The organism is Streptomyces sp. SID3212 (genome assembly GCF_009865405.1).
In the GTDB taxonomy this organism is placed as follows: Bacteria; Actinomycetota; Actinomycetes; order Streptomycetales; family Streptomycetaceae; genus Streptomyces.
In genome coordinates this window covers 1-7498 of sequence record NZ_WWJY01000504.1, presented here as the reverse complement: position 1 = coordinate 7498, position 7498 = coordinate 1, and the positions used below count along the sequence as shown (strand labels likewise).

At 72.7% G+C, this 7498-nt stretch carries 1 protein-coding gene; it reads left to right on the top strand.

Going from position 1 to position 7498, the window contains the following annotated elements:
* Positions 1-88: 88 nt before the first annotated feature.
* On the top strand, positions 89-7498 hold a 7410-nt coding region (locus GT042_RS15195; protein WP_237530817.1), incomplete at its 3' end, for a lonely Cys domain-containing protein.

Here is a 7498-nt window from a genome sequence, read left to right as displayed (position 1 = left end):
CCCCTCCACCACCCCCACCCCCGCTCCCCGGACCACGTCAGCTGTCTTCACCGGTGCGTCCGATCCGTTGCTGTCGGCGCAGACCTCAATGGCGGGTCCGTCGGTGGCGCGCCAGGGCCGCAACTGGACCGGCAAGCCCGTCAGCCGGGTGCGGCCCGACCGGCTACGGGTCATCGAGACGCGGCCGGGCGTGCCGGCGAAGATCGTGTCCGAGGCGGACGCGCCCTGGCCCGACTCCGCGTACGTCGTCGCGGCGGACGGCGACCCCGGCGGGCTGCGTGTGTCCGACGGCCGGGTCCTGGACACGGACACCCTGGCCGAAGTGCTGCTCGCCGACCCCGAGTTGGCCCCGCTGCCGGAAACCGTACCGCTGCTCCTCGCCGTACCCTTCGCCCAGCGCTCCCTCGATCTGCAACGGCTGGCGAACCGGCTGGGCCGGCCGGTGGTCGGCCCCAGCGGTGACGGACGCCTCGTCCGTGACGGGTCGAAGAACGAACACCTCCCCGTCCTGGTCGACCGCGCCGCCGACCAGCCGATCGGCGTCTGGGCCCCCTTCGATCCGGTGGCCACGACGCCGCCCTTCGAGGACCGTCAGTGGACGGCACTGGACGGGACCACGTTCCGGGACAGCGACGTGGACACCCGCCCCCTGGTCTCCGCCGGGCACAGAAAGCGGTTCGGCCAGATCTCGGTGCGGGGCGGACATCTGCGCGAGTTCGAGCACCGGTTCACGTCGTACGTCGACATGCGGCGCCTCGTGCACAAGATCCCGGCCGGGGCCGACCACCAGGACGGCGAGACCGAGGAGTTGACCCCCGAACCGGCGGTCTACGTCTACGCCGCCCACGGGAGTCCTGGCCGTATGACCCTCGCCCTGCGCGACGGCAGGACCGTGTGGCTCGGCAAGCAGGACGCCTCGCGTTACGTCGCCGGGCTGCCCGAGGTGCGCCAACTGCCCCCGGGCCACCGGCTGCACCTGGAGATCTGCTGGAGCGCGTCGGACGGCGACCCGCGCCGACAGCAGCCCGCTCACGGTCCGGCGCCCCACGTCGACGACCCCTGGGGGGACGTCCCGTTCGGTCAGTACGCGGCCAACGCCAGCAGGCTGGAGACCACTTCGGCGACGCGACAGACCGGCATGACGAGCAAGGACCGCGTGCTGATCGCCGGGGCCGACGGGGAAAGAGGGCGTCGCGTCACGTTCCCGCCCGAGCCGCTCGAACGCGAACTGGACGGGTTGGCGCGTGACGCCGGTCTGCACACGGACCCGGGTCCCGTACCGCCGGAGACACGCGCCACCACCCTGCGGCTGGTACGGGGACTCCGCAGCCTCTTCGGCAACAGCGTCGAGACGGACCGCGGCGTGCCGGGCGGACGCTACGGACGACTGCTCGGCGGCATCGGCGCCCTGGAGACGATGCGCGCGAACGACCCCTCGCTCAGCGGGGTCACCCCCCTGCGCGAGGACATGGTCACCTTCTACGCCCAGCAACACAGCGGGGGCATCGCCGACACCGCCGCCTTCGAAGCCCTCCTGGACTTCGCCCGCGCCCGCGTCCTCGCGAACCCCGGCGCACAGCTCAGCACCGAGATACCCGCACCCGCCCTCACCGTCACCCTCAACGAACTCCGCACCTCCGGCGAAGCCCTGCTGCGTACCGTCCAGTCGCTCCCCTCGGCGGCTGCGGCGACCCCCGGACAAGTGGCCTCCACCCTCTGGGCGATGGTCCGGACCGGGAAGACGCTCTTCAACGAGATCCCCCCGGCCGACCGGAAAGCACACGCCCGTAGCGTCCTCCACCTCAACACCACCGACACGTGGGACCTGCCGAAGCAGATATCCCTCTGGGCCCTGACCGCCAAGGCCCTCACCGAGGGGCTGGACGTCACCGACCCCAGTCTGCTGGCCGCCTACCACCTCACGCAGACCGGTGCGTTCGGACCGGCCGCGCTGCTGTGGCAGGGGGACAGCGTCCAGGGCGTCTACTGGAGCGACATACCCGCGCCCGCGGGGATCAACTGGCGCAGCGTGGACCGGACGACACGAGGGCCGGACGGGACCACCACCGTCGAACAGGTCGTGCCGGAATGGGCCGGCCCGGGGAAGCCCGATCCCCTCCTGAACCTGGTCGACGTCGACCGGGCCGGGAACATCGTCCTGCACCTGCCGGGCCGTCCCGCGCTCCCGGTGTCCGACGACGAGTTCCTCGCACTGCTCGACCTGGATCCGCGCCTGCGTACCACCCCGTTGGCCACACCCGTCCTCTTCCTCACCTCCGGCCCCGGAACCCTGAGACCCGAACTGGTCCAGCGATTCGCCCAGCGCACCGGCCGCCCCGCCTTCAGCTACAGCGCACCCCTCACCCTCACCGCCACCGACCCGTCCGCCCCGCTCACCATCGTCGCCGCCCTCGACCCGGCCACCCAGGCCCCCGGCCGGTGGACCAAGGCCACCCGGCAGCCGGCCAACGGGTCCGGGCAGTCCACCACCCCCTCGGGCTCCATCAGCATCCTGGGCCCGTCGGATCCGCCCGATCAGCCCGATCCGCTGCTGGCGGCCGAGACCCTGATGGCGGGTCCGTCGGGCGCGCGGCAGGGCCGTAACTGGACGGGCAGGCCGGTGACCCGCGTACGGCCCGGCAAGGTGCGGCTGTACGAGGTCCGGCCCGGTCGGACACCGCTGATCGTGTCCGAGGAGGACGCGCCGTGGCCCGATTCCGCGTACGTCGTCGCGGGCCAGGGCGAGAACGGGGGCGTACGGGTCCCCGACGGCCGGGTGCTGGACGCGGAGGCACTGGCCGAAGTGCTGGCCGCCGACCCCGAGCTGTCCGCGTTGCCGCAGGACGTGCCCGTGGTGCTGGCCGTCCCGGACATGGGCCGCGGGTATCTGGACGGGGTGGCCCGAAGGCTCGGCCGGAAGGTGTGGGCACCCAGTGGTGAGGGTCGTCCGATCCCCGACGGCACGGGTGACGGGCATGTCCTGGGGCTGGTCGACCGGGACGCGGATCTGCCGTACGGCGCCTGGGTGCCGTTCGATCCGACGCCCAGGACGGCGGCGCCGTACGAGGACCGCGAGTGGACGGCACTGGACGGCACGACGTTCCGTGACAGTGACGTCTATACGCGACCGCTGGTCTCGAAGGACCACGAGCGGTACGGGATGATCTCGGTCCCGGACCGCGACGCGCTGCGGCGCCGGGAACAGCGGTTCAAGACCTTCCGCGAGATGCGGCGGCTCGTCCATCTGGTGCCCGCCGGTGGCGACCGGCACCACGGGGAGTCCGAGGAGGTGACCCCGGATCCGGCGATCTACGTGTTCGCGGGTCACGGGAAGCCCGGCCTGCTGGCGCTCACGCTCCGCGACGGGAGGATCGTACGGCTGGGCAAACTGGACGGCGCGCGGTACGTCGCCGGGCTGCGCGAGGTACGTGAGCTGCCGCCGGGGCACCGGCTGCACGCGGAGGTGTGCTGGAGCGCCTCGGACGGCGACCCGACGCGGCCTCCGCTGGACACCGCTCCGGCGCCCCATGTCGATGATCCGCTGGAGGACATCCCGTTCGGCCATGTCCTGGCGAACGAGAGCCACTTGGAGACGTCGGCGGCCACCCGGTCGACCGGTCTGAACGACGATGCCCGGGTGCTGCTGGACGGCGCCGGCGGCGAGCGGGGGCGCCGCGTCACCTTCCGTTTCGACCCGTCGGATCCCCAGTTGGACCAGCTGGCCCGCGACATGGATCTGCACCAGGGGCCGGGTGAGGTGCCGCCGGAGACGCGCGCGACCACGCTGCGGCTGGTACGGGCCCTGCGGACCACGCTGGGCAACAGGTTCGAGGACAACCCGTTCCGGTACCGGCAGGCGCTCAAGGGCATCGGCGCGCTGGAGACGATGCGCGCGAACGACCCGGAGCTGAGGAACCGCACCCCGATCCGTCTGGACATGCTCGATTTCCTGACCCGGGCGTACACCGGGAAGCCGCCGGACGCGGCCGGTCATCTGGCCCTGCTCGCCTTCGCCCGCCAACAGATCGCGGCGGATCCGCGGGCCGAGCTGAGCAAGGCGATCGATTCACGTGCCCTGCGACTGGCCCTCGGTCAGTTCTCCACCAGCGCTGAAGCGGTGGTGCGTGCCGTGAAGGCCCTGCCGGGCCGGACGCCGGTACGGCCCCAAGACGTCGCGTCGGCCCTGTGGGCGACCGTTCGCGCCGCGCAGCGGATCGGGCAGGTGCCGGGGCCGGACCGGGAGGCGTTCGGCCGCAAGGTGCTCCATCTGCCCGCCACCGGGACCTGGGACCGGGCGGCGCAGCAGACGCTGTGGGAGTTGACGGCGAAGGCGATCGCCGAGGGAACGGACGTCACCGACCCGGACCTGCTGGCCGCCTACCACCTCACGCAGACCGGTGCGTTCGCGCCGGCCGGACTGCTGAGGCAGGGGCAGAACGTCCAGGGCGTCAACTGGAGCGGCACCCCCGCGCCGGCGGGGGTCGACCGGGGCGGCGTGCGCCGGATGACGCTGGGGCCGAGCGGGACCAGCGTGCAGCAGACCGTGCCGGACTGGGCCGCGCCGGGGAGGCCCACTCCCCTCCTGAACCTGATCCATGTGGACCAGGCCGGGAACATCGTGCTGCACCTGCCCGGCCGTCCCCCGCTCCCGGTGTCCGACAACGAGTTCCTGGCACTGCTCGACCTGGACCCGGCCCTCCGTACCACCCCGTTGGCCACTCCTGTCCTGTTTTTGACCTCGGGTCCCGGGGCCCTGAGGCCGGAGCTGGTCCAGCGGTTCGCCGACCGGACCGGCCGCCCCGCCTTCGGCTACAGCGCGCCCCTGATGCTGACCGCCACCGACCCGTCGGCCCCGCTCACCGTCCTCGCCCTCCTGGACCCGGCCACGAAAACCCCCGGCCGGTGGACCGAGGCCACCCGGCGACCGCCCTCGGCCGCGCCGCCCCCGGCCTCGGCCGATGCCGACATCTTCGCCCCCACCGACGCTGCCCCGCAGCCCGTGGACCCGTTGCTGTCGGAGCGGACCCTGATGGCCGGTCCGTCGGGTCCGGCGCACGGGCGGAACTGGACGGGCAAGCCGGTGGGCCGGGTGCGCCCCGATCGGGTACGGGTCGTCGAGACGCGGCCGGGTGTGCTGGCGAAGATCGTGTCCGAGGAGGACGCGCCGTGGCCGGACTCCGCGTACGTCGTCGCGGCGGACGGCGACTCCGACGGGGTACGTGTTCCCGACGGCCGGGTGCTGGACACGGAAGCCCTGGCCGACGTGCTCCTCGCCGACCCCGAGTTGGCCCGGCTCCCGAAGAACGTACCGCTGCTCCTGGCCGTACCCTTCGCCCAGCGGTCCCTGGATCTCCAGTCGCTCGCGACCCGGCTGGACCGGCGGGTGATCGGTCCCAGTGGTGAAGGGCGTCTGGTCCGTGACGGGTCGAGGAACGAACACCTCCCCGTCCTGGTCGACCGGGACGCGAAAAAGGCGTTCGGTCTCTGGGTGCCGTTCGATCCCCTGCCCACGACACCACCGTCCGAGAACCGGGAGTGGACGTCGCTGGAGGGGATCACCTTCCGGGACAGCGACGTGGACACCCGCCCCCTGGTCTCCGAGGACCACGAGCGGTTCGGCCAGATCTCGATGCGGGACGGCGAGAGCCTGCGGAGGTCGGAGCAGCGGTTCACGTCGTACCTCTACATGCGGCGGATCCTGCACAAGGTCCCCGCCGGCGCCGGCCTTCAGGACGGCGAGATCGAGGAGATCACCCCGGATCCGGCGGTCTACGTCTTCGCCGCACACGCGAAACCCGGCCGGATGGCGCTCGCCCTGCGCGACGGCAGGACCGTGCGGCTGGCCAAGCAGGACGCCTCGCGTTACCTCGCCGGGCTGCCCGAGATACGCCGACTGCCCCCGGGCCACCGGCTGGGCCTGGAGATCTGCTGGAGCGGGGCGGACGGCGACCCGCGTCACAACCATCCCTCGACCCTGCCGGTGCCCCACGTCGACGACCCCTGGGGCGACGTGCCGTTCGGTCAGTACGCGGCCAACGCGAGCAGGCTGGAGACCGACGCGGTCACCACGCAGACCGGGATGGACGGCGCCCGGCGCCTGATTGTCGCCCCGGCCGACGGGGAGAAGGGACGCCGCGTCAGGTTCCCGCCCGAGCCGCTGGAGCACGAGCTGGACGGGTTGGCGCGTGACGCCGGTCTGCACGCGGGCCCGGGTCCCGTACCGCCGGAGACACGCGCCACCATGCTCCGGCTGGTACGGGGACTGCGCCGCCTCTTCGGCAACGGCGTCGAGCAGGACCGTGGCGTGCCGGGCGAACGGTACGAGCGGCTGGTCAAGGGCATCGGCGCACTGGAGACCATGCGCGCGAACGACCCGGCACTCAGCGGGGTCACCCCCCTGCGCGAGGACATGGTCACCTTCTACGCGCAGGAGCACAGTGACGGCATCGCCGACCCGGCCGCCTTCGAAGCCCTCCTGGACTTCGCCCGCGAGCGCGTCCTCGCGGACCCCGACGCGCGGCTGAGTACGGAGATACCCGCACCGGCTCTGAAGGTGACCCTCGCCGAACTCGCCACGTCGGGCGAGACCTTGCTGCGTTCGGTCCAGTCACTCCCCTCGGCGGCGGCGGCAACTCCGGGCCAGGTGGCCTCCACCCTCTGGGCGATGGTCCGCGCGGGGAAGATGCTGTTCCACGACATTCCCCCGGCCGACCGGGAGGCACACGGCCGGGGCGTCCTCCACCTGACGGACGCGGACCCGTGGGACCTGCCGAAGCAGAAGAAGATCTGGGCCCTCACCGCCAAGGCCCTCGCCGAGGGGCACGACGTCACCGACCGCGACGTGCTGGCCGCCCACCACCTGAGGGGTTTTGCCTTCGTCAAGGTCATTCTGCTGCGGCAGGGGCAGGTCATCCAGGGCGTCAACTGGAGCGACAGGCCCGCGCCCGCGGGGATCGACTGGCGCAGCGTGGACCGGACGACGCCGGGGCCGGACGGGACCACTGTCGAGCAGGTCGTGCCGGAGTGGGCCGGCCCGGACATGCCCGCCCCCGTCCTCGTCCTGATCCATGTGAACCAGGCCGGGAACGTGGTCCTGCACCTGCCCGGCGGGCCTCCGATCGAGGTGTCCGACGACGAGTTCCTGGAACTGCTGAGGCTGGACCCGGCGCTGCGGAGCACGGCGCTGGGCACTCCCGCGCTGTTCCTGACCTCCGGTCCCGGGGCCCTGAGGCCGGAGTTGGTCCAGCGGTTCGCCCAGCGCACCGGCCGCCCCGCCTTCGGCTACAGCGCGCCCCTCGGCCTGACCGCCCCCGATCCCTCGGCCCCGCTCACCATCGTCGCCGCCCTCGACCCGGCCACCCAGGCGCCCGGCGAGTGGATCAGGGCCGACCGGCGGACGACGGGCCCGTCCGGGGAGTTCACCGCGTCCTCGGGCCCGGCGACCATCTTCGGCCTGTCGGACCCCACGGAGCCGGTGGAGCCGGTGGAGCCGGTGGAG